The sequence below is a fragment of the Marinibaculum pumilum genome (assembly GCF_042646425.1).
Classification (GTDB): Bacteria; Pseudomonadota; Alphaproteobacteria; order Ferrovibrionales; family Ferrovibrionaceae; genus Marinibaculum; species Marinibaculum pumilum.
The window spans coordinates 184,484-208,632 of sequence record NZ_JBHRTR010000031.1; the positions used below are offsets into that span (position 1 = coordinate 184,484).

The following is a 24,149-nucleotide window of genomic DNA, read 5'->3' on the forward strand; positions in this document are numbered from 1 at the left end:
ACTGGAATCGTGTTTCATTTTCAGATCTGGCGCGACATGCGCCCGGGGGCTGTGCCCTGCACCGGCCGCCCGGCCGGCAGCGGGTCCTCTCGGTTCAGTCCGTGGTCTGGCTGCTGCGGTCCGCCCGCACGAGGTGGATCGGGTCGACCTGTCCGCCGGGGCCGAGGCCGGCATAGCCCTGAACCCGGTCCAGTTCGATCACGACCACCGCGCCGCTGCGGGCGAAGTCGTGGTGGCGCTCCGGTCGCGGTGCGGCGTCGTAGACCCGGGCGCGCAGGGCCGGGTCGTCGTCGATCCGCGCACGGCCGTGGAACTGGTAGGTCGCCTTGCTGTCCTCGTCCCGGTACATCAGCGCCACCCGGGGATTGCGGGCGATCGCCCGGGCGAGGCCGCCGTCGCGGTTGCGGAGCCAGATGGCGAGCCGGTCATCGGCGATCGCCTGCGTGGAGCCGCGGAAACTGAGGACCGGCTGCCCGCTCTCGTCGACGTGGGACAGCAGCATCGGATGGCCGCCGGCCAGCGCGCTGCCGATCATCGCCTTCAGGCTGTCGGGCAGGGCGAGGCCCGGGGTGGCGGGCCGCGCTGCGGCCGCCCCCTGCTGGCCGATGGCGGCGATGCGGCCGTCGGCGATCTGCAGGGTGAGGATCAGGGCCGACCAGCGCCAGCCCTCGGACAGGGTACCGCGGACGGTCAGGGCGGTGGCCGGCGCGGCCGCCGTGGCGATACCGGCATCGGCGGGTCGCGGCGCTTCCCAGCCGGCGGCGCGGTAGGGAGCGCCGGCCTGCGGATCGTTCAGCCGGTCGAGAACATCGGCGCGGCCGGCGACCTCGGCATTCAGGGCGGTGAAGATGACGGAATCCGCAAGCATCTCGCCGGTGACCGCACCGGCGGACAGGGCTTCGATGAACGCCCCGGCAAGAGCAGCCGGGTCCGGCGTGCCGTCAGGGAGCATGCCGCTCACCCGTTCCTCCCAAAATCCCGTTCCTTTGGCGATCCCGTTGCTGCCGGGACCATTGGCGCAAGCATGCCAGTTGATGTGTCGATTGCAAAGGGCGTTTGCTTTTTACAAATCACCTGGTGCGGCACCGGACGCTGCGATCCGCCGCATCCGGGACCGGCTGGCCGGCGGCCCGGTGCGCGGCAGTCCGGCAGCAGGCAAGGCCTCCGGCGGCAGCCGACGGCCGCATGCGGTGCCGGTGCAGGGCAGCCGCGGGACGGTTCCCGATTGCCGAATGGCAGGCATGCGAAAGGTGGGACGACCCGGAGCAGGTGGCCGGATACCGCTGTCTGGGGCGGCAGCCGGGATCGGATTGCCGGGTCAGTCGTCCATGCGATCCCGGATTGCCGCCGCCAGGCGGCGGAAGTCGTGCGGCGCGTCTTTGCCGACGGCATCGCGCAGGCCGCGTCGTGCCACCCATTCCTGCCGGTCGGCGGTTGCGGTCGCCATCAGCGGCTGCAGCCCCGTGGCCGCGATGGTGGCGGCGACCTCGCGCATCTCGTCGGCCCGGCGCTGGCCATGCAGCATCACCCGGCTGACCAGGTAGCCCAGCAACTGCTCCCACTCCAGCCCGGGGAAGGTCTGGTCCAGGGAGGCGAGCACCTCTGCCGAAGTGCCGTAATGCTCCGCGGTCAGCGCGCATTCCACCGCCAGCGCCTCGATCCCCTTGATCATGATGCTGCGGGTCATCTTGATCGCGGAGGCATGGCCGATCTCCGCAGCGGCGATCTGCAGTTGCATGCCCAGCGGGTCCAGCAGAGCCTTCGCGTCGGAGGCATGCGCACCGCCCAGCAGCATCGGCACCGCCAGCCCCTTGGGCGGCACGGCGCCCATCACCGCCGCCTCGACATAGCGCCCGCCGGCCGCACCCACGATGTCCGCGGCGCGGCGCTTGGTCTCCGGCGAGACGGAGTTCACGTCAAAATAGATCTGCCCTTCCGAAAGATGCGCGGACGCCGCCTGTGCCGCATCGAGTGCGGCGGAGGCGGTGACGGCGCAGATCACCAGGTGGGCGCCGTCGATCGCGTCGGCCAGGTCGTCGTCGCAGTCGACGGACATGGCGCCTGCGCGCGCGCGCATCGCCGGCGCATCCGGTCCGTGCAGAAGGATGTCGTAGGCGGTGACCGACGCCACCTCCGGCCGCGCGGCCAGGTCGCGCGCCAGACAGCCGCCGGCCTCGCCGAAGCCGATCAGCGCCAGGCGCAGCGCATTGCCGGCGCTCATCCCGCCGACACTTCTGCTGCCCTTCGGCGGGCGGCGGGGCTCAGCCCCACCAGGCGAAGCAGATGCCGGTTCCGGTGCCGGCCTTGGTGCGATAACCGGGGATGTAATCGACCCATTGCATGTCCAGACCTTCCAGGGCGCCCGCGGCGCAGATCCAATTGCGGATCTCGGAGCTGCCTGCCTCCAGCTTGTTCAGCGGCAGGCCGGTCAGCGCCTTCGCATCCTTCTCGCGCATCGCCCGGATGATCTCCTTGTCCAGGTCCTCGTCAACAGTGAAGTGGCTGAGGCCGCCGGAGGCGAGGATGCCGACCTTGCGGTCCTCGGGGAAGGACTCGATCGCCTGGCGGATCGCGCGACCCAGATTGTAGCAGCGCCGCGGGCTGGGCTGGTTCGGTGGATAGTAGGTGTTGATGAAGACCGGCACGACGGGAAGGGCCTGGCCGTTGACCAGCCGCTTGTGCACGAAGCCGAAGGCATGGCCCTCGCCCTGGCCCTCCGCCACGGTGCGGGCGGAAGAGACGTCGAACTCGGCCGCGTTGAGGGCCCGTATCAGATGCTCCGCCAGGGCGGCATCGACCGGATAGTCGCGCGGCGGGTTGTCGTAATAGCGCGCCTGCGCCGCCTTGAACCAGGCATCTCCGGGCGCGAAGGTGTGGCGGGGCACGTTCGGGATGCTCTCCCCCCAGTAGATCAGGAAGGAGGGCAGGTTGTCGGCGTGGTACATCTCCTCCTGGTCGTCTCCGACGATCACCAGGCTGTCCAGACCGGCCTTTTCGATCACCTCGGCAAGCCGGGCGATGCCGTCCTGGGCACGCTGGTGCCGGGCCGCGACGCTTTCGGCGGTCAGGGAAGCGGCGGCGCGCGGATCGGCGACCTTCTCCAGTTCCGCGAAGCTGATCAGGGCGCCGTCCTTGGTGCGCTGCGGTCGCTCGCTGTCGCGGCCGGGAAAGTTCAGCCGCCAGTCCTCCGGCGTGGACATGAGCATGGGCGTGTGGGATGTGCCGATGCCGAGCGTGATCTTCGCCATATTGCCTTCGCTCCCCCGATCGCTGACGGCGGCCCCTGGTGGCGGTTGCCGCGATCGCGTCGCCCCGGCCGGCCGGCGGCCGCTGAAATCCGGGGCGGACAGCTATCGTCCAGCGGGGCCTGTTGTTGCAATTTGTTTGGCAATTGCAAACCGTGTTTGTCAACGTCAAAATTCGTGACGATCGACACAGGCCCAGCCAGGCAAGGGAGGAATGCCATGACCGACGCCCCGGTGACCGACAGGGTAGTGGTGGAGACCACCTCCGGCCAGGTGGCCGGAGCCGGCGGCGCGGTGCTGTCGTTCAAGGGCCTGCCCTTTGCGGCGCCGCCGGTCGGGCCCCTGCGCTGGCGCCGCCCGACGCCGCCGGCCGCCTGGACGGGGGTGCGCGAGGCGCTGCGGTTCGGCGACGACCCGGTGCAGTCGCGGGGGCCGAACCTGCGCGGGCCGCGCAGTTCGGAGGACTGCCTGACCCTGAATGTCTGGGCGCCGCGCGATCCGGGGGCGGCTCCGCTGCCGGTGCTGGTCTGGTTTCCCGGCGGCGGCTATGTCGCGGGCGCCGGTTCCGACCGCCGCTTCGACGGCGAGGCGCTGGCGGCGCTCGGCGCCGTCGTCGTCACCTGCAACTATCGGGTCGGCCTGTTCGGCTTCCTGGCGCATCCGCGGCTCAGCGCCGCCGATGACGGCGCCTCGGGCAATTACGGCCTGTACGACAAGATCGCGGCGCTGGAATGGATCCGCGACAATATCGCCGCGTTCGGCGGCGATCCGGGGCGGGTCACCGCGTTCGGCGTCTCCGCCGGCAGCGCCTCGGTCGCGCTGCTGCTGACCGCGCCTGGCGTGCGCGGCCTGTTCCACCGCGCAATCCTGCAGAGCGCCGGCGCCTACCGGCCGCTGGCGCCGCTCGCCGATGCGGAGCAGGCGGGCCTGGCCCTGGGTGCGGATATCGACGCCTTGCGGGCGCTGCCGACGGAGGAGGCTTTCGGCCTGACCGGCCGGCTGGTGCCCAAGCAGCGGGGGCTGACCTCCGCCCGGGTGCTGCGGCCGATCCGCGACGGGCGGCTGCTGTTCCAGGACGACCGCGACGCCTGGACCGGCGGCGATTTCGAGCGGATGCCGCTGCTGGTCGGCAATACGGCGGACGAGGGCCGGATGTTCACCGGCAACTGGACGATCCGGACGCCGGACGCCTATCGCAGCTTCCTGGCAGAGACCTTCGGCGAGATGGCGCAGGAGGCGGAGCGCGTCTATCCGGCGGCGACCGAGGCGGAGGTGACAGAGCAGCTCGCCTTCCTGTTCGGGGACAGCCAGTTCACCTATGGCGGCTGGGGCATTGCCGGTGCCGCCGCCCGGCATGGCGCGCCGGTCTGGCGCTACATCTTCCGGCGCCATCCCGGCGGCCGCGCGGCGGAGCCCGAGCATGGCGACGACGTGCCCTATGTCTTCGGCACCTTGCCGGCGCTCGATGCGCAGCCGCCGCATGACGAGGCGGACGCCGATCTGTCGCGCCGCATGATGGCGGCCTGGCTGGCCTTCGCCGCCAGCGGCGACCCGGGGCGGGGGCTGGGAGCCTGGCCAGTGGGCGATGATAGCGGGGACCGGCATCTGGCCATCGACGCCGACTGCCGGCCGATGGCGGCCTGGCGTGGCACGCAGATGCGCTTCCTCGATCGCTACTACGACAGCCGCAGCTAGATTGGATCCTTGCCACGGCCGCGGCACTTGATGCCGGCAGGGCGATACTGTCCGTGTCGGGAGCCATTCATATGCGGCGGCTGGGGATCCGGTCCCGGCGGCTGCTCTGTCTACGAAATGTGAACCCGAATGCCTGCTGTTGATGCATCCACGGCCCCGGCACGCCGAGGCTACGGACAACTCCTGTTCTTCGCGGCGCTGGCGCTGGGGTCCGGCATCGCGCTCTGGCAGCGTGACGGCTGGGAGGCGATCCTGGTCGCCGTCGACCAGGGCAGCGGGCTGATCCTGGCGGTCGCGCCCATCATTCTCGGCGCGATGCTGGTCGCCGGCTATGCGCGGGCGCTGCTGCCGCAGGCGCTGGTGGCGCGCTGGCTGGGAGCGGAATCCGGCTTCCGCGGCCTGCTGCTGGCGATGGCGGTCGGCATGGTGACGCCGGGCGGGCCATTCGCCTCCTTCGCCCTGGTCGTGGGCCTGGCCGGCACCGGCGCCGATATCGGCGCATGCATCACCTATCTCACCGCCTGGTCGGTGCTCGGCCTGCACCGGCTCATCATGTGGGAGATCCCGCTTCTGGGGCCGGACCTGGCCTTCCTGCGCTACGCCTCCTGCATCGCCCTGCCGCTGCTGGCCGGTGTCATGGCGCGCCTGCTGGTACGGCATTTCGGCTTCCGGCCGCTGCCCGACCGTCTGTAGGCACCGATGCTGCTGTCCATCGCCACCGTCTGGACCATCGCCGCCCTGCTGGCGGGATTTGCCGCCTGGCGTCGGCCCAATGCGCATCGGCCCGCGCTGGCGACCGGCTGGTCCATGCTCAAGCCGCTGATGCTGCGGCTGCCGCTGGCGATCCTGGCGGCCAGCTTCCTGTCGCAGCTGCTGCCGAAGGCGGTGGTGGCGCACTGGCTGGGCGACAGCTCGGGCTTCGGTGGGATCCTGCTGGCCGCGGTGATCGGCGGGCTGTTCCCCGGCGGGCCGATGGTCAGCTTTCCGATCGTGGTGGCGGTGTACCAGGCCGGCGCCGGCAGCGCCCAGACGGTCGCCCTGCTGACCGCCTGGTCGATCTACGCCATCCACCGGGTCATGGCGTTCGAACTGCCCATGCTGGGTACGCGGTTCGTCCTGTTCCGGCTCGGCGTATCGCTGATCCTTCCGGTCCTCGCCGGGCTCTGCGCCGGCCTGATCCAGTCCGCCTTGGGGTGGCAGATGGACCTGGCGGCCGGCGGAGTCCAGCTTCCGGGAAGTCCGTAGGGCCTGTGGCGATGAACAGATCGTCGCCAGCGAACCGAATCGCAGCTTGCCGCAGCGGCTGTCTTTGCCGAGGCAGGACATCGCCAAGTCACGACAGTCTTGAATGATGGTCCCGGTTGGTTAGATTGGTCTGCGCCTCGGCCGGGTTTCCGTCCTGCGGAAGACGAACAGGTGTGCCGCGGCATTGATTTTCGCGGTGAGGACGGCGCATGTCCGGCGACAAGACAACCTCTCTGCTGCACCCGGGGCTGGCCCCGGACTGGCAGATCGGCACCTACGAGTGGGAGCCTGAGGCTGACCGGTTGACCTGGTCGCCCGAACTGATCCGGATCTACGGCCTGGATCGGGCGCCGACGGCGGAGCCGGGCTTTTCGGACCTCCTTCACCCGGACGACCGCGTGCGCGTCGAAGGCGAGACCTCCACCTATCTCGGCTCCGCCTCGGCGAGCTACAGCCACACCTTCCGCATCGTCCGGCCCGACGGCGCGGTGCGGGTCATCCTGGATCGCGGCGTCATCGAGCGCGACGCGACTGGGAGCGTCCGGCTGATCCGCGGGGTCAATATCGACGTCACCGACGAAGCCCGTTTGAACGGTGCGGCGGAGGAGCGCCTGCGTGACACCGAGGACCGGTACCGGGCCCTTTTCGAAGCCATCGATGAGGGCTTCTGCGTCATCGAGGTCCGTCTGGACGGCCCGGACGGGCGCACGGACTACCGGGTCGTAGAGGCGAACCCGGCGTTCTATGCGAAGACCGGCTTTCCGGCGTCGATTCTGGGCCGTTGGCTGCGGGAGGCCGCCCCCGCGCTGGAGGAGCATTGGTACGCGCTCTACGGCGGTGTCGCTCGGACCGGACAGCCGGTGCGGTCGGAGTTGGACTCCGACATGCTCGGGCGCTGCTTCGACCTCTATGCCTTCCGGATCGGCGCGGCGGAGGAACGCCGCGTCGCCGTGCTGTTCAACGACATCTCCGATCGCAAGCGCCAGGAAAAGCATGACGACATGCTGATGCGGGAGATCAACCACCGTTCCAAAAATATGCTGGCCCTGGTCCAGGCCATCGCACGGCAGACCGCATCCTCGGGTTCCGCGGATTTCCCGGAGCGCTTCGGCGCCCGGGTGCAGGCGCTTGCGGCGGCGCAGGACCTGCTGTTCCGGAACGCCTGGAAGACGGTCCCTCTCGCCGACCTGATCCGGTCGCAGCTGGGGCATTTCATCGACCTTGCCGGGGAACGCATCGCGACCGCCGGACCGCCGCTCGCGGTGACGCCCGATGCGGCACAGGCGCTGGGGATGGCGCTGCATGAACTGGCGACCAATGCCGCCAAGTATGGCGCCCTCTCCACGCAGGACGGGCGGGTGGCAATCCGCTGGTCGGTCGAGACGGAGGGCGAGGCGGCGCGCTTCTCGCTGTCATGGCTGGAGCGGGACGGGCCGCCGGTCGCCCGGCCGGAGCGAACCGGCTTCGGATCCGTGGTGACAACCAGACTGCTGAAGGCCGGCACCGGCGGGGATGTCTCTGTGGACTACGCCGTGACCGGTCTGGCCTGGCGGCTGACCTGCCCGGCGGCACGGGTCGTCGTGGACTGACCCCTGCCGGGAAAGGCGAACGCCGCCGCCCTGGCGGGCGGCGGCAGGGGGCAGACGGATTCGCCGTTCGGGATTATCCTGACAGGCGCAAAAGGGCCGCGCTGACCGATCCGGCGATGGCCGGAGCAGTGCCGTGCCGGCGGCGGATGAGCGGTCCAGCACCCGAACGGGAGGGACCGGCCATGGCCGATACGATACGCAATCCCATCGAATGGAGCTGGGACCAGCTCCGCGCCGTCGGACAGGGTTTCCGCAGCGTCGGCGAGGCGGCGCGTCATATCGAGGACCGACTGCATCAGCCCGTACCCGCGGTGCGCCGCATCGGCATTGCCGAGCTGGGCCGGGTGCTGGCCCGCGGCGCTGCCGATTTCGGCGCCTGTCGCACCGATGTCCTGTTCCTCTGCGCGGTCTATCCCATCGCGGGCCTGGTGCTGGGACGGGCGGTCTATGGCCAGGACCTGCTGCCGCTGCTGTTCCCGATCGCCGCCGGCTTCGCGATCCTGGGACCGGCCGCCTCCATCGGCATGTACCAGCTGAGCCGCCTGCGCGAACGGCAGGCCGAGGGGATCGGCTGGTCCGCCGCGTTCGGCGTGCTGCGGTCGCCGGCGATCGGGGCGATCGGCCTTCTCGCGCTCTACCTGGTGGGGCTGTTCCTGCTCTGGCTGGGTGCTGCCTGGCTGGTCTATGCCGCGACCCTCGGTCCGGAGCCGCCCGCCGATGCAGGCGCCTTCCTCGGCGACGTGTTCGGCACCGCCGCGGGTTGGACGATGATCGTCGTCGGCTGCGGCGTGGGCTTCCTGTTCGCCCTGGCCGCGATGGCGATCAGCCTGGTCTCCTTCCCGCTGTTGCTGGACCGCGATGTCGGGCTGGACACGGCGGTGCGCACCTCATTGCGGGTGATGCGGGTGAACCCGCTGCCGATGGCGGCCTGGGGGCTGATCGTGGCGGGCCTCCTGGTGCTGGGCTCGATCCCGCTGCTGTTGGGCCTGATCGTGGTCCTGCCGCTGCTGGGCCATGCGACCTGGCACCTGTACCGGGCGGTTGTGCTGCCATCATCCGGCGGGTGAGCCGCGGCGCCGCTGCAGGCACACTCCTTGGCGGCATCTCTGCCGCACGGCGAATGGTGTCCGGCCGCCGCCGGCCCTAGATAAGCGAGCTGCAGCGCCGGCCGGCTGGCCGGTCGTGCCTCCCGTCGACGGACGGGCGCGGCACGGCCGGTGCGTGTCGTCCATTATTCCCGGGCGGTCCATGGCGCGCCGCCCCACCTGTGACGGAACAGTTTGAATGAAGAAGAAAGACGAGCGCGTCCACGCCTATCACGACCGCAATTTCCTCGACAGCCGCGAAGGGCGGGGCCTGCGCATCCTGTCGGAATATCTTGAACCGCAGGCCCGCTTCCAGAAGCACCGGATCCACGACACCATCGTCTTCATGGGATCCGCCCGCACGCCCTCGCGCGAGCAGGCCGAGGCGATGCAGGGCGAGGCGGAACCCGAAGCGGCCGCCCGGGCGCTGGAGATGTCGGCATACTACGAAGCCGCGCGGGAGCTGGCGCGGCGGATGACCGAATGGTCGAAGGGCCTGGCGGATCCGGAACGCCGCTTCGTGGTCTGCACCGGCGGCGGGCCCGGCATCATGGAGGCGGCCAATCGCGGCGCGGCGGAGGCCGATGGCGCCAATGTCGGCCTGACCATCTCGATCCCGATGGAGGAGTTCGACAATCCCTACATCACCCAGGAACTGCACTGTTATTTCCACTACTTCTTCATGCGGAAGTTCTGGTTCACCTACCTGGCCAAGGGGGTGGTGCTGTTCCCGGGCGGCTTCGGCACCCTGGACGAGCTGTTCGAGATCCTGACCCTGGTGCAGACCCGCAAGATGACCAAGAAGCTGCCGATCGTCCTGTTCGGTACCAGCTTCTGGAACGAGGTGGTCAATTTCGACGCGCTGGTCCGTTACGGCACGATCAGCCCGGGCGACCTGGCGCTCTTCCACAGCACGGATTCCGTCGACGATGCCTATGACTTCCTGACACGGGAACTGGTCGCCCATGCGATGCAGCGCTCCGGCGCGGTGCTGTAGCCGGGCCTGCTGACATTCGCGTCATCTCACCGCGCCGTGACACCGGGCGGGTCCCGGCCGGGTGCATCATCCAGGCTGTGCCGAAGCGCAATGCGGGGAGATGCAGAACATGGGCAGGATCGGGCTGGCACTTGCCACGGCGCTCCTGGCCGCCGGCCTGGCGGCAAGGGGCGAGGCGGGCGAGCAGTATGTCGACGGCAGCGGCTTCGCCGTCAGCGGCTACGACACCGTGGCCTATTTCGACTTGGCCCAGGCACCGCCGGGCGGCGCGCAGCCGGCGGCGGTGCCCGGGCGGTCCGAGATCACGGCGACCTATAACGGCGCCCGCTTCGCCTTCTCCAGCACGGCGAACCGCGACCGCTTCCTGGCTGACCCGGCGCGCTATGCGCCGCAGTTCGACGGCCATTGCGCCCTCGGCGTCGCAATGGAAGGCAAGGTGCCGGGCAATCCGCAGCTCTGGCGCATCGTCGACGGCCGGCTCTACCTCAATATCGTGCCGCGGGCGGTGGAGCTGTGGGAGGCCGACATCCCGGCAAACATCTCCCGCGCGGAGGGCAACTGGCCGGCGCTGGAGCCGGCGCCCGCGGCGGCCGACGCGGTGCCGGGGCTGCCTGCCGGAACCGCGCCGCAGCCGAAATAGCAGGGCGCAGGGCCGCCATCTTCAGTCCGGTGCCGCCAGGGCCGCGGCCGCGGCTCTCCGGCCGGACAGCAGGGCGCCGTGCGCGGTGCCCTGATGCGCGAACAGGGTATGCTCGCCCGCCAGGAACAGGCGGTCGCCGACCGGGCCGGCCAGCAGGTCGAAATCCGCCGCGACCGCATCGGGCCTGGGATAGGAATAGGCGCCGCGCGCGAACGGATCGGCCGTCCATCCGCTGCGTAGCAGGCGCGCGGGGGCGGACGCCTGCGGGCCGAAGACCTGGCGCAGCGCGACGACGATTTCCCGTTCCGCCTCGGCATCGTCCAGCGCCTCTGCCGGCGCGGCCGCCGCACCGAAGGAAAACAGGGTCAGGATCGGGCCGCCACCGAAAGCCATGTGGTTCAGGATGTAGCACCAGCGGCCCGGCGGCTCCGTCAGGCGGCCGAAGAACTGGATCCCGGACGGCCAGAAGGGCCGCTCGAACAGGGCGACCGCCTTCGCCACGGCGCCCGCGCCCAGGCGCTGCAGGGCCACCTGCATCGGCCCGGGCAAAGCGGGGGTAAAGGCGAGGCTGCGGGCCTGCAGCACGCCGAGCGGCAGGCAGCAGATCGCCTTGCGGGCGGCATGGACCTGCCGGTCGGTGCGGACAGTCACCCCCTGCCGGTTCCAGGCCACTTCCCGCACCACTTGGCCCAGCCGGATGTCCAGGCCGGCCGCCAGCGGCGCCAGCAGCCGGTCATAGCCCCGCGGCAGCAGCAGGTCCGGTCCACCAAAGGCTTCTTCGGCGTCGAACAGGGCCGACGAAAGTATCCCCAGGGGGGCGCCGGTGTCGAATTCGGCATTGGCGGCCAGCGCCCACTGCATCAGCGGGTCGGCGACGTCCTGCGGGGCGAGGGTGGCGATCCCTTCCGCCACCGACAGGCCGCGACGGCCATCGCGCGCGAGGGCCACCATCAGCGCCTCGTATCTGTCGTCCAGGTCATCCAGGGTGTCGTCGTCGACGGCCCGGCCGGCGCGATCCGCCAGGGTAAGGGAATTGAAGTCGGTCCGGAACGTCGGCAGTTCGAGGTGGCGGGCGATCTCCGCCAGCGGATTGCCGGCCGTGCCGTGGATCCAGGCTGCCCCCAGTTCCACCGGAGGGCCGAGGCGGCGGTCGGTCGCGATCCGGCCGCCGATCCGGTCGCGCGCCTCCAGCACCACCACCCGTGCGCCGGCGCGCGACAGCTCCGCTGCGGCGGCGAGGCCTGCGATGCCGGCCCCGAGAACGAGGATGTCGGCATCGCCGGCTGATTGTCCGGCAGAGGCCGGGCGCGCACCGGCAAGGGCGATTGCAGCCGCCGCCCCGCCCAGCAGGCGGCGGCGGGATGGCAGGTCAGCTCGGCGCGCGGTGCTCGCCGTAGGTCTGGTCCAGCTCCTCGTCCAGTTCCTCAAGATTCCGGCCTGCGGTCTCGATGCGGAAGATCCAGGTGACCGCTGCCCCCAGGAGCGAGGTCCCGACCAGGATGTACAGCAGCATGTCGGTGCCCAGGTCCGCCAGCAGAATCGGGAACAGCATAGCCGTCAACACCGCGCCGAACTTGCCGCAGGAGGCGGCGAAGCCGGCGCCCAGGCCGCGCACCTTGGTGGGGAAGACCTCGCCCGCGATCAGGTAGGTCTGGGCGTTCGGACCGATATTGGTCATGAAGTTGAATAGCATGAAGCCGGCGAAGATGAGGACGATCTCCAGGCCGCCGCTGGTATAGGTGGAGAGTGCGGCGATCAGCAGGCCCAGGCCGCAGCCGATGAAGCCGAAGACCTGCAGCCGGATCCGGCCGACCCGGTCGGCCAGCAGCACGGCGAAGATGATGCCGACGATCAGCAGCACGTCGATGATGGCGGCGCCCCGGGCGGCCAGAACGTCGTTGTGGATGATGTCGGCGACCTTGGTCGCATGTTCCCGCTTCTCGCCCACCAGGGAGACCAGGATGGTGGGGGTGAAGATGCCGATGCCATAGGTCCCCAGGTCCTGCAGGAACCAGGGGATAGAGGCCAGGATCGTCGCCCGCCGGCGCTTCTTGCGGGTGAACAGGGAGATGAAGCCGCGGTTCTTCCTGCCCTTGCCGGTCCTCTCCGCCTGCAGCCCCCCGGCCCCGGTGCCGTTCCCGCGCAGCCGCACCTGTTTCGGATAGGGCGGGCTGCGGTTCAGCAGCCGCTGCGCCGCGCCTTCTGCCTCCGGTACCCGGTCGCGGGCGACCAGCCAGTGCGGGCTCTCGGTGATGTAGAAGCGGCCGATCAGCACCAGCGCCGCCGGCAGGATCGCCGCGCCGTACATCCAGCGCCAGGATTCGATTTCGGGCGCGGCGGAGAGGATCAGGTAGCCGATCGCCACGCCGGCCAGCGCGCCCACCGCCTGGAAGCCGAAGGCGGAGAGCACCAGCCGCCCGCGGCTGCGCGACGGGATCGCTTCGGAAATGATGACATGGGCCGTCGGATAGTCGCAGCCCAGCGCCAGGCCCATGCCCAGCAGGCAGATCACGAACCAGCCGAAATTCGGGCTGATGCAGATGCCGATCAGGAACAGCAGGAACAGCGCCTGCTCGAAGATGAACATCCGCTTGCGGCCGAAACGGTCCGACAGGCCGCCCAGCGCCGTCGCGCCCACCAGGATCCCCAGCAGGCCCGCGCCGGCGACGAGGCCGTGCTCGAAGGCGCCGAGAGAGAATTCCTTGGAGACAAGCGGCAGCGCGACGCCGCCCATGAAGACGACCATGCCCTCGAAGAACTTGCCGAAGGCGGCCAGGATCCAGATCAGCCACTGCATCCGCGTCATGGGCGTCATGCCCACCGCGGTGCCGTCCGCCCATACCGGGGATTCATCCAGGTATTGCTGTATCGTCCGCCCGCGCTCCGCCGCCGCATCCGGAACTGCAACGGCGCTTGCATCGTCTGTCCTGGCCACGGATGCGTCCCCCGACTTCGGTTGCCTGCGCCTGTCTAGCCTGCGCGGAAGCCTGTCGGGATTACGGCGTCATGAACTTTTCATGACGGCGAGGGGAGGTTGGCGCAGGCCTAGTCCTGCCGCGATCCCTCCGCTTCCTCCGCGCCGGGCAGTCCGGGGTCGGACTGGCGGCCGGCCGAGCCTGCCTCCGGCGTGCTGCCGCCGTCCGGGGCGGGCAGGGCGGGATCTGACGCCGCGCCGCCGGCCGGCGTCTCGTTGACCACCCGCAGGGGCGGGGCGCGCCCCGACTTGTCCTCGCCCCAGTAGATCGTCTGGTGCGGGAACGGGATCTCGATGCCGCGGCGGTCGAACACGGTCTTGATGCATTCGTTGTAGGCGCGGCCGACCGCCCACTGGTTGCCCGGCAGGGTCTTGATCCGGGCCCGCACCGTGATGGCCGAATCGCCGAACTCGGTAATGCCGTGCATCTCCAGCGGCTCCAGGATGTTGGCGCCGTGGTCGGTCTCCTTCAGCATGTCGTAGGCCTCGTGCATGGCCTCCTTCACCTCCGCGATATCCTCGCGATAGGCCACGCCGATATTCGCCACGTGATAGGCGAAGCGGCGCATGTAGTTCGACACCCGGTCGACCGCGCTGAACGGCACGATGTGATAGACGCCGTTCAGATCGCGGATGCCGACGGAGCGCACGCTGAGCCGCTCGACAGTGCCGGTGGTGCTGCCGACGGTGATCACATCGCCTTCGTTGATCGCATTCTCGAACTGGATGAAGACGCCGGTGATGACGTCCTGCACCAGCTTCTGCGCACCGAAGCCGATCGCCAGGCCGACCACGCCGGCACCGGCCAGCAGCGGGCCGATATCGACCCCCAGTTCCGATAGCGCCAGCATCACGCCGATCACGGCGATCGCGATGGTGCCTGCATTGCGCAGCAGCTTCAGCAGGGTGATCTCGCGCGCGCTGGGCGCCTTGCCGACATTCGGGTTCAGGCGGAACTCCACCCAGGAGGAAAGGCCGACCCAGAGCAGCCAGGCGATCAGCAGGACCACGGCGGAGGAGATCACCGCGCCGGCGATCTCCTGCCCCAGTTCGCTGGCCAGCCAGCCGCTGATATCCGCCGCCTCCCAGGCCTCCACCAGCGCCAGGATCACCACCACGAAGACGATCAGCCGGACGATGCGCAGCAGGTTGGGGATGAAGGCGTTGAGCCGCGGCTCCAGCAGCGGCAGGCGCTCCCGCAGGCTTTCCGGCAGGCGCACCCCGCCCGCGATGGCGCGCGAGATGGCGCTGACCACCAGGATGCCGATCAGGATCGCCGCGGCGGTGCGGCCGGTTGCCGACATGATGAAGGACATGGCGCCGTCCGGCCGCGACAGCCAGATCACGAACAGGGCCACCACATAGGCGATCGCCGCCAGGTGCCAGAACCGGCCGACGAACAGCATCAGGTGGCCGAAGAAGTCGCCGCCGCCATGGCGGCGCTGCAGATGCTCGTGCAATGCCTTGCGCTTGCTCAGGATCACGGCCAGCGCGGTGACCAGGGCGATGATCGCGATCAGCACCTGCAGGCTGCGGCCGGTCACGCCGCCCAGATGGGTGGTGGCGATCGGCACCAGGAACAGGAAGCCATAGCCCAGCAGCGAGGCCAGGCCTCCCAGCCAGGCCGACCAGTAGGCGGCATAGCGGTCGGACATCGGCGGGATCCGCATGGCGGCACGCCGCGGCGAGAAGATCGCGTGGATCACCGTGCGCACAAGCCCGACGATCAGGAAGGCATTCAGGAACAGCGACTGTTCGATCTCCATGCCCTCGCCGCTGGCGATCATCGCCACGGCGGCCAGATAGCCGCCGGCCCAGGCCGCGGCCACGACCATGCCTTCGGTGAGCGCGGCGCCGGCCAGCATGATCAGGGAGACCAGCACGCCGCCCTGCTCGGCCCGCCGGTTCAGTCCCCGCATCAACTGCCGCGCGGGCAGGCGCAGCATCAGGAGGACCGCGTAAGCTGCGACGATGACGGCCAGCAGTTCCAGGACGGCGCCGGTCAACAGGTCCCAGTCGATGTTCTGGCGCAGCCGCCATTCGGTCAGCCCGCCCAGCTCGCCGACGATCCGGTCGGCGAGGGCGGCGGCGGATTCCGCCGCCTGCTGCGTCACCTCGGCGATCTGCTTCGCCAGCCCGGGTTGCGCTTTCGGTTGCGGCGGCGCGGCGGCTGCACTGGCGGCGCCCGCTGCCTGGTCCGCGGCGCCGGCCAGGGCCTCCAACTTGCCCCGCAGCTGGTCCAGCGTGGCCTGATCGGCCAGCAGCTGGGACAGGGCCTTCGCCTCCTGCGGGGTCAGCGGCAGTGCCGATGCCCCCGTCCGGTCTGCGGCCGCCGGCGCCGCCGTTTCGGGCTGTGCATGGCCCGTCAGAGGCTGGAGCAGCAGCAGGAACAGGGCGAGGCAGGGCAGCAGCAGGCGGAACATGCGGAATCCTCGAAAGCGGGCGCGGCAGGTCGGTCGTTGTTCGAGGGCAACTAGAAAGACCAGGGCCGTCACGTCAAGGCTGGGCGCATCGGCGCGGGGCCGCGGACGCGGCCCGATACGGACAGGCAGGGTGACTAATCCTATTGATATAGACAATCTATGGTCGCATCTTGAGCCGGAGTATAGCGGGCGGCTACCGAAATCTCAGCGGTGCATTGTCGTTCCTGCGCGCACAGATACCGGATCTGCTGACAGTGTGATGCCCTCGACAGTGGTTCTTGCATGAACATCATCGCCAGAGAACAGCCGGCCGGTTTTGCGCCGGAGATCCGCCGCGATCCCGATCTCGACATCCAAAGCGGCGAATTATCGGAAGTCCTGCAGGTCTGGCATGCTCTTCGCGGCGATCGGCTGATGCCGGCGCGTGCGGACATCCGCCCAGCCGACTTTCGCAGGCATCTGGCCCTCATTGCCCTGGTGGACGTGCAGCGCAGTCCGCTGCGGGTCCGCTACCGCCTGATGGGCACCGCGATCGTGAACGCCCTGCGGCGCGACCTGACCGGCCGCTGGTACGACGAGGTCTATCCGCCGGCCATCATGGCCGAGGTGGAGCAGGTCTATGGCTGGATCGTCGCCAATCGCCGGCCATTGCGGACCAGCGGCGTCGCCCTGTTCTTCGACCGCAGCATGTACGACTACGAGGTCGTGAACCTGCCACTGTCGGAAGACGGCAAAGAGGTCGACATGGTGCTGGGCGCCATGCGCTTCACGATGGCTGAGGGCCCGCCGGTCCCGCCGACCTGATCCGGGCCCGCCGCACCAACCGGGAGCCGATCCGTCGTCCGTCGGACCGGGGCGAATGGCGTCCAGCGGCCTAAGTTGTTGCGCCGCAACATCAAAATAACCCTTCCGCGCACGTCATAAATTATCCTTATGTTCCGGATAATAACAAAAAATTTGTAGCGCCACGCCGGTACAGATAGCGTCTACGTAACAACACAGGCCGAAAAGAAGGTCCAGACGCACCGATATGGCCAAATATTAGCGGCATACGGCGGAGGCAGAACATGTCCAATACTGAAGACGGAAAGATTTCACGCGCCCGCGGCAAAGTCACGGCGGATCGGAAGCGGTCCCCGTCGCGCGCCGGCGTTTCGCGGCGCAGCTTCCTGCAGGGCACCGCCGCGGTTGCCGGCGGCGTGGCCGGCTCCGCCGCCATCGGCGGTTTCCCGACCATCTGGGCGCAGGAAATCAAGGACATCGAGCTCAGCCATGTTGGCGTGTCCTATTCGGTGGTGAAGGCGATCGGCGACCAGGCCTCCAAGGACCTGGGCTTCAAGGTCACCATGCAGAACCTGGACACCTCTGCCGCGATCAACCGCTTCATCACCCAGCCGGACACCGTCGACATCGCCGATGTCGAGGGCTGGCAGGCCAAGCTGGCCACCAGGCGCGGCGTGCTGCAGGGCATCGAGCGCAAGCGGATCAAAGAAGTCGACAATATGCTGACGATCTTCACCAAGGGTGAACTCGACGGCAAGACGGTCTCCCGCCAGGGCATCTCCCCCTACGAGGCGATGTATATCGAGGAGAAGGATGCCACCGACCTGCATGAAGGCGTCACCGACTGGATGACCTTCCTGCCGCAGGTCTACAACGCGGATTCCATCGGCTACCGCCCCGACCTGATCGGCCACGAGGTGACCGAGTGGAAGGAGCTGATCGACCCCAAGTACAACGGCAAGGCGGCGATCCTGGACGTGCCCGCGATCGGCATCATGGATGCCGCGCTCTGCTTCGAGAGCGCGGGCATGATCACCTACAAGAACAAGGGCAACATGACGCGCGAGGAGATCGACAAGACGATCGACGCGCTGATCAAGCTCAAGAAGGAAGGCCAGTTCCGCGCCACCTGGACCACCTTCGACCAGTCGGTGCAGCTGATGGCCGCCGGCGAGGTGATCATCCAGTCGATGTGGTCGCCGGCCGTCGCCGCGGTCCGGGTGAAGGGCATTCCCTGCACCTACGCACCGGTGAATATCAAGGACGGCAATGAAGGCTATCGCGGCTGGTGCAACGGCATGGCCCTGATGCGCCACCTGGAAGGCAAGAAGCTGGAAGCCGCCTACGAATATCTGAACTGGTACCTGTCCGGCTGGCAGGGCGCCTTCGTCGCCCGCTACGGCTACTACAGCCCGGTACCGTCGACCGCCAAGAAGTTCCTGAGTCCGGCGGAGTGGGACTACTGGTACGAGGGCAAGCCCGCGCCGACGGAGATCATGGACCCCTACGGCGTGCCGATGGAGCCGCCGGGTGCGGTGCGTGACGGCGGCTCCTTCGTGGAGCGGGTCACAAACATCTCCTGCTGGAACACCCTGATGGACCAGGCAGCGTACATGAACAAGCGCTGGAACGAGTTCAAGGCCGCCTGACCGGGCCCTTGCGAGACCTGGGGGCGGGGCCGCCGAGCCCCGCCCGTCCATCCCTGTTCCGCACATGGTGACGAGGATCCGCCTGCCATGACCGTCAACAGGAAACTGACCGGCTGGCTCTATGTCCTGCCGCTGGTCGTGATCCTCGTCCCCTTCTTCATCGTGCCGATCCTGACCGTCCTGGTCGCAAGTTTCCTGGAGAGCGACGGCTTCGGCGGCTTCCTGCCCGGCGTCACCCTCGACAACTACCTTTACCTGTTCTCGTCGAACCTGACCCTGCAGCTCTACCTGTCGACAGCGAAGTTCGCCGCCCTGACCTGGATCTTCACCGCGCTGCTGGGCTTCTGGATCAGCTATTTCCTGGTGTTCCACATTCGCAACCAGCTGGTGGCGATCGGCCTGTTCCTGATCTGCACCGTGCCGTTCTGGACCTCGACGATCATCCGCATGATCTCGTGGATCCCGCTTCTGGGTAAGGAAGGCCTGGTCAACAGCGCGCTGATGGGCATCGGCGCGATCGACCAGCCGCTGGAATTCCTTCTGTTCTCCGACTTCGCGGTGGTGGTGGCCTATGTCCACCAGCTGACGATCTTCATGATCGTGCCGCTGTTCAATTCCATGGCCCGCATCGACAAGCGCCTGATCGAGGCCGCCCGCGACAACGGCGCCAGCCGCTGGGACGTGGTGCGCCTGGTGGTGCTGCCGCTCAGCCGCTCCGGCCTGGCGCTGGGCAGCATCTTCGTCCTGTCGATCGTGATGGGCGATTTCCTGGTGGTGCGGGTGATGAGCGGCGGCGGCTCCGCCTCCATCGTCGGTGCGCTGTTCGAGGATATCGCGGTGCTGCAATACCCGCCCGCCGCAGCCAGCGCGATCGTGCTGCTGGTGGTGGTGGTGATGATGCTGGCGCTGATCCTGCGCACCGTCGACATCCGCAAGGAGCTGGCCCGATGAGCACGAGCAGCGGCTCCGGCCGCCGGCCCTGGACCTTCTATGTCCTGGCCACCCTGTTCGGCGCCTATGTCCTGGCGCTCTACGGCCCGATGTTCTGCATCTACCTGCTGTCCTTCCAGGACCTGCGCGGCGGCCTGGTCTTCCCGATGAAGGGCTTTTCCCTGCACTGGTTCGAGGACCTCTTCACCCAGGTCCGCACCGGCGACGTGAAGGGCAGCTTCTGGCGCTCCATGCAGCTGGCGGTGCTGGTCACCCTGCTGACGGTGGTGCTGTCCTTCTTCGCCGGGCTGGGCTTCCGGCGGCGCTTTCCCGGCGACGGGGTCGTGTTCTACGTGATGATCGCCTCCCTGGTGGCGCCGGGCCTGGTGCTGGGCATCGGCATCGGGCTGCTGTTCCAGTTCCTGGGCCTGCCGGCCGGCTGGAGCACCTCGGCGCTCGGCGCGCAGCTCACCCTGACCCTGCCGTTCGGCATCCTGGTGATGTTCGCCGTCATGTCGCGCTTCGACCGCGCGTGGGAGGAAGCCGCGCGCGACCTGGGTGCCACGCCGATCCAGACCACCTGGCTGGTGGTGGTGCCGATCCTGCTGCCGGGCCTGGTGGCGGTGGCCCTGTTCGGCTTCACCCTGTCCTACGACGAATTCCCCCGCACCCTGCAGACCGCCGGCTCGCTCAACACCCTGCCGCTGGAGATCTGGAGCATGACCCTGAACGTCACCTCGCCCTCCCTCTATGCCCTCGGCACCGTCACCACCCTGGTCTCCTTCCTCGCCATCGGCCTCAGCCTCGGCTCCATCGCGCTGATCCAGCGGCGGCGGGCGAAGCGGGCGATGGAAGCCTGACGGCAAGGAGGAACAGATCATGGGCAAGGGCAATATCGAACTGGCCGGCGTGGCCAAGCGCTATGGCGACACCGTTGCGGTGGCCGGCGTGAACCTGAAGATCCCCGACGGCGCCTATTGCTGCTTCCTGGGCCCGTCCGGCTGCGGCAAGACGACGATCCTGCGGATGATCGCGGGCCATGAGGATCCCAGCGACGGCGAGATCCTGATCGGCGGCGAGGATACCGCCGGGCTGCCGCCGGTGAAGCGGCGCACCGCGATGATGTTCCAGTCCTATGCGCTGTTCCCGCACCTGTCGGTCCGCGACAATGTCGCCTTCGGCCTGCGGGTGCGCGGACAGAGCAGCCAGGACCGCCGCAACGCCGCCGACGCGATGCTGGAGAAGGTGCGCCTGTCGGAGCTGGCCGACCGGCTGCCGGGCCAGCTGTCCGGCGGCCAGCAGCAGCGGGTCGCGCTGGCCCGCGCGGCGATCATGGAGCCGCGGGTGCTGCTGCTCGACGAACCCCTGTCGGCGCTGGACGAACAGCTGCGCCTGCAGATGCGCACCGAACTGCGGCGGATGCAGCAGGACCTGGGCATCACCTTTGTCCATGTCACCCATACCCAGATGGAGGCGATCGCGCTGGCCGACCTGGTGGTGGTGATGGAGAAGGGCCGGATCCGCCAGGCCGGCGGCGCGCGCGACGTCTACGGCGCACCGCAGGACCGTTACGTGGCCGAGTTCCTGGGCGGCCAGAACGTGCTGTCCGGCAAGGTGGAGCAGGTCAACGGCGCCAGCATCCTGGTCTCCGCGCCGTCGATGAAGGGCATCCACGTGCCGCTGCCCGAGAAGCGGCATGTGGCGAACGGCGACAGAGTCGACCTGGCCGTGCGGCGCGATCACATCCATCTGGCCCGGCCCGGTGCCGCGCCGGCGGCCGGGATGACGAACGCCCTGGGCGCCCGCGTCCTGGCGGTCGAGTACCAGGGCAATTTCGTGAAGGTGGTGCTTGAGGCCGGCCAGGACAGCGAGTTCGTGGCCTATGTGGCAGAGCGCGAGTTCTACGCCGATCCCTTCGATGTGGGCGACATGGCGCTGGCCACCTGGTCGACGGAGGAATCGCGGCTGCTTGCCTGAGCGGCCGCGCTGTAAGGAGAACGGGCATGGAGATTTCGCTGGAGCTCAACGGCCGGCCGCTGGTGGTGGAGGTGGCACCCGACCTCCTGCTCGCGGACCTGATGCGCGAGACCCTGGGGCTGACCGGCACCCATATCGGCTGCGATACCAGCCAATGCGGCGCCTGCGTGGTGCATGTCGACGGCGCCTCGGTAAAGAGCTGCACGATGCTCGCCGTATCCGCCGACGGCGCGAAGGTGACCAGCATCGAGGGCCTGGCCGAAGGCGCCGATCTGCATCCGATGCAGGCCGCCTTCCATGAGAATCACGGCCTGCAATGCGGCTTCTGCACCCCGGGCATGGTGATGAGCGCGATCGACTTCGCGGCCCGCAACCCTGCCCCCGACGAGGCCGCGGCCCGGCGCTGGCTGGAAGGGAATATCTGCCGCTGCACCGGCTACCAGAACATCGTCGCGTCGGTGCTGGACGGTGCCGCGCGGATGCGTGCCGCGGGCGGGGAGGGCTGAGGCCATGAACGACATGACCGGGACAAATCCCACCGGCATCGGGCAGCCGCTGCGGCGGAAGGAGGACATGCGCTTCCTGACCGGCCGCGGGCAGTATGTCTCCGACCAGAAGCTGCCGCGCATGACGATGGCGATCTTCGTGCGCTCGCCGCATGCCCATGCGGAGCTGGGTGCAATCGACACCGAGGCCGCGAAGGCGGTGCCCGGCGTGGTCGCGGTGCTGACCGGCGCGGAGCTGGCGGCCGATGGGGTCGGCGGCATGCCCTGCGGCTGGGGCATCACCAGCAAGGACGGCACGCCGATGAAGGAGCCGGCGCATCCGGCCCTGGCAACCGGCAAGGTCCGCTGCGTCGGCGATGCGGTGGCGATGGTGATCGCGGAGAGCCTGGAGGCTGCGCGTGCCGCCGCCGACCTGGTGGAGGTCGACTACAAGCCGCTGCCGGCGGTGGTCGGGTTGCTGGAGGCCTTGCAGCCCGGCGCGCCGCAGCTTTTCGATGAGGCGCCCGGCAATCTCTGCTTCGACTGGGAGGTCGGCGACGCGGCCGCGGTCGATACCGCGTTCGAGAAGGCGGCCCATGTCGCGCAGCTCAGCCTGGTGAACAACCGCCTGGTCGGCAATCCGATGGAGCCGCGGGCCGCGATCGGCGACTACAATCCCGCGACCGGCCAGCACACCCTGTGGAGCACCAGCCAGTTCCCGCACATCGTCAAGCTGCTGATGGGCAACTTCGTGCTGAACATCCCGCAGCACAAGCTGCGGGTGATCGCGCCGGATGTCGGCGGTGGCTTCGGCGTGAAGCAGTTCCACTATGCCGAGGAGGCGCTGGTCACCTGGGCCGCGCGGCGGCTGGGCCGGCCGGTGAAGTGGGTCTGCGAGCGCAGCGAGGGCTTCATCTCCGACGCCCATGGCCGCGACCATGTCAGCGAGGCGGAGCTGGCGCTGGACGAGACGGGGAAGTTCCTGGGCCTGCGGGTGAAGACCCTGGCCAATATGGGCGCCTATCTGTCGACCTTCGGGCCGAACATCCCGACCAACCTGTACGGGCCGCTGCTGGCCGGCGTCTACACCACCCCGGCGATCTACTGCGAGGTGAAGGGCGTCTTCACCAACACCCTGCCGGTCGACGCCTATCGCGGGGCGGGGCGGCCGGAGGCGACCTTCCTGCTGGAGCGGCTGGTCGACGTGGCGGCGACGGAGATGGGCATCGACAAGGTCACGATCCGGCGCCGCAACCTGATCGCACCGGATGCCTATCCCTACCAGACCCCGGTGATGCTGGAATATGACAGCGGCGATCCCGGCGCCTGCCTGGACCAGGCGTTGAAGTCCGCCGACTGGGACGGCTTCGCCGACCGCAAGGCGGCCTCCGCCGCGAAGGGCAAGCTGCGCGGCATCGGGTTGTGCACCTATATCGAGGCCTGCGGCCTGGCGCCGTCGCGCATCGCCGCGCGCCTGGGCGCCCGCGGCGGCCTGTTCGAAAGCTCCACGGTGCGGGTGCATCCCACCGGCGACATCACCGTCCTGATGGGCACCCACAGCCATGGCCAGGGTCATGAGACGACCTTCGCGCAGATCGTCTCGCAGCGGCTGAACGTGCCGATCGACAGGATCGAGATCGTCTTCGGCGATACCGACAAGGTGCAGTTCGGGCTGGGCACCTACGGTTCGCGTTCGCTGGCCGTCGGCGGTCCCGCCCTGGCCAAAGCCACCGACAAGGTGATCGAGAAGGGGCGCAGGATCGCCGCCCACCTGCTGGAGACCAGCGACGCGGACATCGCCTTCGAGGCCGGCGACTTCGTCGTCTCCGGCACCGACCGCAAGGCGAGCTTCGGCGATGTCGCGCTGGCCGCGCACATGGCCTCCGCCTTCGATCCGACGGAACTGGAGCCGGGGCTGGAGGAGCAGGCCTTCTACGACCCGGTGAACTTCACCTATCCCGGCGGCGCGCATATCGCCGAGGTGGAGATCGACCCCGATACCGGCGTGGTCGAACTGCAGAGCTATGTCGCGGTCGACGATATCGGCACCGTGATCAACCCGATGGTCGTCCACGGCCAGCTGCATGGCGGCATCGTGCAGGGGGTCGGCCAGGCGCTGTTCGAGAACTGCGTCTATGACGAGGAGAGCGGCCAGCTGCTGAGCGGGTCCTTCATGGACTACAGCATGCCGCGCGCCGATGCGATGCCGCAGATGGTGGTCGAGACCCACTCCACCCTCTGCACCCATAACGGCCTCGGCGTGAAGGGCTGCGGCGAGATGGGAACCATCGCCTCTCCCGCCACCGTGATCAACGCGGTGGTCGATGCGCTCAGCCATCTCGGCGTCAGCCATGTCGACATGCCCGCCTCGCCGAACCGGATCTGGCGGATCATCAACGGCGCCGGCGCGCGCCACGCAGCGGAGTAGGGGG

20 protein-coding genes are annotated in these 24,149 nt (G+C 68.9%); 14 read left to right on the plus strand and 6 right to left on the minus strand.

What is annotated here, in order from left to right; all coding sequences use genetic code 11:
• Positions 1-94: 94 nt before the first annotated feature.
• From ACFOGJ_RS18340 to ACFOGJ_RS18350, 3 genes are all read right to left on the minus strand, one after another.
• On the minus strand, positions 95-952 hold the full coding sequence (locus ACFOGJ_RS18340; protein WP_379903682.1) for a pyridoxamine 5'-phosphate oxidase family protein: 858 nt from the start codon (positions 950-952) through the stop codon (positions 95-97).
• 366 nt (positions 953-1,318) lie between these two features.
• The gene (locus ACFOGJ_RS18345; RefSeq protein WP_379903203.1) at positions 1,319-2,221 is read right to left on the minus strand and encodes a DUF1932 domain-containing protein; all 903 of its coding nucleotides are present in this window, start codon (positions 2,219-2,221) and stop codon (positions 1,319-1,321) included.
• 40 nt (positions 2,222-2,261) lie between these two features.
• Positions 2,262-3,248: a DODA-type extradiol aromatic ring-opening family dioxygenase gene (locus tag ACFOGJ_RS18350; protein ID WP_379903205.1), complete on the minus strand. Its 987-nt coding sequence runs from the start codon at positions 3,246-3,248 to the stop codon at positions 2,262-2,264.
• Positions 3,249-3,464: 216 nt separating this feature from the next.
• Here ACFOGJ_RS18350 and ACFOGJ_RS18355 point away from each other — a divergent pair, with 216 nt between their 5' ends.
• The 7 genes from ACFOGJ_RS18355 to ACFOGJ_RS18385 all read left to right on the plus strand — a co-directional run bounded on the left by ACFOGJ_RS18355 (position 3,465) and on the right by ACFOGJ_RS18385 (position 10,496).
• Positions 3,465-4,940: a carboxylesterase/lipase family protein gene (locus tag ACFOGJ_RS18355; protein ID WP_379903206.1), complete on the plus strand. Its 1,476-nt coding sequence runs from the start codon at positions 3,465-3,467 to the stop codon at positions 4,938-4,940.
• Positions 4,941-5,069: 129 nt separating this feature from the next.
• Positions 5,070-5,633 (plus strand): hypothetical protein, encoded by a 564-nt coding sequence (locus ACFOGJ_RS18360; RefSeq protein WP_379903208.1) that lies wholly within the window; start codon positions 5,070-5,072, stop codon positions 5,631-5,633.
• A 6-nt stretch (positions 5,634-5,639) separates the two neighbouring features.
• Positions 5,640-6,185 (plus strand): hypothetical protein, encoded by a 546-nt coding sequence (locus tag ACFOGJ_RS18365; protein ID WP_379903210.1) that lies wholly within the window; start codon positions 5,640-5,642, stop codon positions 6,183-6,185.
• A 209-nt stretch (positions 6,186-6,394) separates the two neighbouring features.
• Positions 6,395-7,774 carry a sensor histidine kinase gene (locus tag ACFOGJ_RS18370; RefSeq protein WP_379903212.1) on the plus strand — a complete coding sequence of 460 codons (1,380 nt, stop codon included), beginning with the start codon at positions 6,395-6,397 and terminating at the stop codon, positions 7,772-7,774.
• A 182-nt stretch (positions 7,775-7,956) separates the two neighbouring features.
• Positions 7,957-8,841, plus strand: coding sequence for a DUF2189 domain-containing protein (locus ACFOGJ_RS18375; RefSeq protein WP_379903214.1), 885 nt, complete (start codon positions 7,957-7,959; stop codon positions 8,839-8,841).
• Positions 8,842-9,058: 217 nt separating this feature from the next.
• On the plus strand, positions 9,059-9,856 hold the full coding sequence (locus ACFOGJ_RS18380; protein WP_379903216.1) for an LOG family protein: 798 nt from the start codon (positions 9,059-9,061) through the stop codon (positions 9,854-9,856).
• 109 nt (positions 9,857-9,965) lie between these two features.
• On the plus strand, positions 9,966-10,496 hold the full coding sequence (locus ACFOGJ_RS18385) for a YHS domain-containing (seleno)protein (protein ID WP_379903218.1): 531 nt from the start codon (positions 9,966-9,968) through the stop codon (positions 10,494-10,496).
• Between the two features lie 21 nt (positions 10,497-10,517).
• Here ACFOGJ_RS18385 and ACFOGJ_RS18390 read toward each other — a convergent pair whose 3' ends face one another.
• The 3 genes from ACFOGJ_RS18390 to ACFOGJ_RS18400 form a co-directional block, all read right to left on the minus strand.
• Complete coding sequence (locus tag ACFOGJ_RS18390) at positions 10,518-11,924, minus strand: flavin monoamine oxidase family protein (protein WP_379903220.1); 1,407 nt, start codon at positions 11,922-11,924, stop codon at positions 10,518-10,520.
• The gene (locus ACFOGJ_RS18395; protein WP_379903222.1) at positions 11,866-13,302 is read right to left on the minus strand and encodes an MFS transporter; all 1,437 of its coding nucleotides are present in this window, start codon (positions 13,300-13,302) and stop codon (positions 11,866-11,868) included. The genes ACFOGJ_RS18390 and ACFOGJ_RS18395 overlap by 59 nt, the downstream gene beginning before the upstream one ends.
• Before the next feature lie 239 nt (positions 13,303-13,541).
• Positions 13,542-15,893 (minus strand): mechanosensitive ion channel domain-containing protein, encoded by a 2,352-nt coding sequence (locus tag ACFOGJ_RS18400; protein ID WP_379903224.1) that lies wholly within the window; start codon positions 15,891-15,893, stop codon positions 13,542-13,544.
• A 282-nt stretch (positions 15,894-16,175) separates the two neighbouring features.
• Between ACFOGJ_RS18400 and ACFOGJ_RS18405 the strand changes: the two genes are divergently transcribed.
• From ACFOGJ_RS18405 to ACFOGJ_RS18435, 7 genes are all read left to right on the plus strand, one after another.
• Positions 16,176-16,697, plus strand: a complete 522-nt coding sequence (locus tag ACFOGJ_RS18405; protein WP_379903226.1) for a PAS domain-containing protein — start codon at positions 16,176-16,178, stop codon at positions 16,695-16,697.
• A 263-nt stretch (positions 16,698-16,960) separates the two neighbouring features.
• Positions 16,961-18,325, plus strand: coding sequence for an ABC transporter substrate-binding protein (locus ACFOGJ_RS18410; protein WP_379903228.1), 1,365 nt, complete (start codon positions 16,961-16,963; stop codon positions 18,323-18,325).
• A gap of 87 nt (positions 18,326-18,412) precedes the next feature.
• Entirely contained in the window at positions 18,413-19,276 is an 864-nt protein-coding gene (locus tag ACFOGJ_RS18415; RefSeq protein ID WP_379903230.1) for an ABC transporter permease, read from the plus strand.
• Positions 19,273-20,115: an ABC transporter permease gene (locus ACFOGJ_RS18420; RefSeq protein WP_379903232.1), complete on the plus strand. Its 843-nt coding sequence runs from the start codon at positions 19,273-19,275 to the stop codon at positions 20,113-20,115. Before ACFOGJ_RS18415 ends, ACFOGJ_RS18420 begins: the two co-directional genes overlap by 4 nt.
• Before the next feature lie 19 nt (positions 20,116-20,134).
• A complete protein-coding gene (locus ACFOGJ_RS18425) occupies positions 20,135-21,232 on the plus strand; it encodes an ABC transporter ATP-binding protein (protein WP_379903234.1) in 1,098 nt (365 codons plus the stop codon).
• A gap of 26 nt (positions 21,233-21,258) precedes the next feature.
• Entirely contained in the window at positions 21,259-21,738 is a 480-nt protein-coding gene (locus tag ACFOGJ_RS18430; protein WP_379903236.1) for a (2Fe-2S)-binding protein, read from the plus strand.
• Between the two features lie 4 nt (positions 21,739-21,742).
• Positions 21,743-24,145, plus strand: coding sequence for a xanthine dehydrogenase family protein molybdopterin-binding subunit (locus ACFOGJ_RS18435; RefSeq protein WP_379903238.1), 2,403 nt, complete (start codon positions 21,743-21,745; stop codon positions 24,143-24,145).
• Positions 24,146-24,149 lie beyond the last annotated feature (4 nt).

Bases quoted from the DNA above. Each gene is read 5' to 3' on its own strand.
- ACFOGJ_RS18340 (WP_379903682.1), bottom strand. From the start codon at position 952: ATGCTCCCTGACGGCACGCCGGACCCGGCTGCTCTTGCCGGGGCGTTC.
- ACFOGJ_RS18345 (WP_379903203.1), bottom strand. From the start codon at position 2,221: ATGAGCGCCGGCAATGCGCTGCGCCTGGCGCTGATCGGCTTCGGCGAG.
- ACFOGJ_RS18350 (WP_379903205.1), bottom strand. From the start codon at position 3,248: ATGGCGAAGATCACGCTCGGCATCGGCACATCCCACACGCCCATGCTC.
- ACFOGJ_RS18355 (WP_379903206.1), top strand. From the start codon at position 3,465: ATGACCGACGCCCCGGTGACCGACAGGGTAGTGGTGGAGACCACCTCC.
- ACFOGJ_RS18360 (WP_379903208.1), top strand. From the start codon at position 5,070: ATGCCTGCTGTTGATGCATCCACGGCCCCGGCACGCCGAGGCTACGGA.
- ACFOGJ_RS18365 (WP_379903210.1), top strand. From the start codon at position 5,640: ATGCTGCTGTCCATCGCCACCGTCTGGACCATCGCCGCCCTGCTGGCG.
- ACFOGJ_RS18370 (WP_379903212.1), top strand. From the start codon at position 6,395: ATGTCCGGCGACAAGACAACCTCTCTGCTGCACCCGGGGCTGGCCCCG.
- ACFOGJ_RS18375 (WP_379903214.1), top strand. From the start codon at position 7,957: ATGGCCGATACGATACGCAATCCCATCGAATGGAGCTGGGACCAGCTC.
- ACFOGJ_RS18380 (WP_379903216.1), top strand. From the start codon at position 9,059: ATGAAGAAGAAAGACGAGCGCGTCCACGCCTATCACGACCGCAATTTC.
- ACFOGJ_RS18385 (WP_379903218.1), top strand. From the start codon at position 9,966: ATGGGCAGGATCGGGCTGGCACTTGCCACGGCGCTCCTGGCCGCCGGC.
- ACFOGJ_RS18395 (WP_379903222.1), bottom strand. From the start codon at position 13,302: ATGACGCGGATGCAGTGGCTGATCTGGATCCTGGCCGCCTTCGGCAAG.
- ACFOGJ_RS18400 (WP_379903224.1), bottom strand. From the start codon at position 15,893: ATGTTCCGCCTGCTGCTGCCCTGCCTCGCCCTGTTCCTGCTGCTGCTC.
- ACFOGJ_RS18405 (WP_379903226.1), top strand. From the start codon at position 16,176: ATGAACATCATCGCCAGAGAACAGCCGGCCGGTTTTGCGCCGGAGATC.
- ACFOGJ_RS18410 (WP_379903228.1), top strand. From the start codon at position 16,961: ATGTCCAATACTGAAGACGGAAAGATTTCACGCGCCCGCGGCAAAGTC.
- ACFOGJ_RS18415 (WP_379903230.1), top strand. From the start codon at position 18,413: ATGACCGTCAACAGGAAACTGACCGGCTGGCTCTATGTCCTGCCGCTG.
- ACFOGJ_RS18420 (WP_379903232.1), top strand. From the start codon at position 19,273: ATGAGCACGAGCAGCGGCTCCGGCCGCCGGCCCTGGACCTTCTATGTC.
- ACFOGJ_RS18425 (WP_379903234.1), top strand. From the start codon at position 20,135: ATGGGCAAGGGCAATATCGAACTGGCCGGCGTGGCCAAGCGCTATGGC.
- ACFOGJ_RS18430 (WP_379903236.1), top strand. From the start codon at position 21,259: ATGGAGATTTCGCTGGAGCTCAACGGCCGGCCGCTGGTGGTGGAGGTG.
- ACFOGJ_RS18435 (WP_379903238.1), top strand. From the start codon at position 21,743: ATGAACGACATGACCGGGACAAATCCCACCGGCATCGGGCAGCCGCTG.